Genomic DNA, 1,455 nt, shown 5'->3' on the forward strand with positions numbered 1-1,455 from the left:
GGTGGTCATCAGGATCGGGCGCAGCCGGATGCGCGCGGCCTGCTCGATGGCGGGGCGGCGGGCCAGGTTGTCGCGCTCCTGGATCTCGTTGGCAAACTCCACCATCAAAATGCCGTGCTTGCTGATGAGCCCGATCAGCGTCACCAGCCCGATCTGCGTGTAGATGTTGATGGTGGCAAAGCCCATGGCCAGGGGCACCAGCGCGCCGCAGATCGACATCGGCACGCTGATCAAAATGATCAGCGGGTCGCGCAGGCTTTCGTACTGCGCCGCCAGCACCAGGTAGATCACCACGATGGCAAACACGAAGGCCATCACCAGCGCCGAGCCTTCCTGCGTGAACTGCCGTGCGTCCGACTGCCAGTCGTAGCTGAAGCCGGCCGGCAGCTTCTTCGCCTCTTCGCTCAGGAAGGCCACCGCGTCGCCCATGGTCACGCCCGGCATCGGGATCGCCTGGAAGGTCGAGGCATTGAGCTGGTTGAACTGCGTGAGCTTGTTGGGCCCGACGCTGGTCGACAGCGAGACGAGGTTGGCCAGCGGCACTGGCTGGCCGCTCGCGCTCTTCACGAAGTAGCGCGACAGGGCTTCGGCCGACAGGCGCTGGTCGCGCGGCGACTGCGGAATCACGTCGTACGAGCGGCCGTCCATGCCGAAGCGGTTGACGTAGTTCTCGCCCACCAGCACGGCCAGCGTGTCGCCGATGGACTTCATGGTCACGCCCATGCTGTTGGCCTTGGCGCGGTCCACGCGCACTTCGGTCACCGGGTTGTTGAACTCCAGGTCGCTGTCGACCACGGCGAACTTGCCGCTCTCGCGCGCCGCCTTCTTCAGCGCTTCCATGGCCTCGAACACCGTGCGGTGGTCGCCCGCGCTGCGGATCACCATCTGCACCGGCAGCCCGCCGGTCGAGCCCGGTAGCGAGGGCAGCTGGAACGCGAACACGCTGCTGCCCTCGACGTCGTTCATGCCGCCCTGCACGTCGCCCTGGACCTGGTCGGCACTGCGCTTGCGGTCCTTCCAGTCCGAGAGCTGCACGCCGCCGATGCTGTTCGACACGCCGTCCGAGCCGTTGATGAGCCAGCGGCCGGTGTTCTCGGGCAGCGCGGCCAGCACCTCGTCCCACTTCTTGCCGAACTTCTCGACATAGTCGATGTTGGCGTGCTGCGGCGACTTGATGACGGTCAGCACCATGGCCTGGTCTTCGCCGGGTGCCAGCTCGCGCTGCGCCGCGTTGTACAAAAAGGGCAGGCTGACCAGCACCGCCGCCGCCAGCAGCCCCGTCACCCAGCGGTGGTGCAAGGACACGTCGAGCAGCCGGCCGTAGGCCGAGGCCAGCTTGTGGAAGAAGGCTTCGGCATGGCGGGCCATGCGGCCGGCGCTCGCATCCTGCGGCAGCAGGAACGAGGCCATCACCGGCGACAGCGTGAGCGCGATCACGCCCGACACCACCACCGC

Annotated in this window: 1 protein-coding gene; it reads right to left on the reverse strand. The window is 67.0% G+C overall.

Features of this window, described 5'->3' with window-relative positions:
• On the reverse strand, positions 1–1,455 hold a 1,455-nt coding region (locus tag DBV14_RS05400), incomplete at both ends, for an efflux RND transporter permease subunit (protein WP_260396822.1).

Source organism: Variovorax sp. KBW07, from assembly GCF_003852515.1.
Lineage (GTDB): Bacteria > Pseudomonadota > Gammaproteobacteria > Burkholderiales > Burkholderiaceae_C > Variovorax.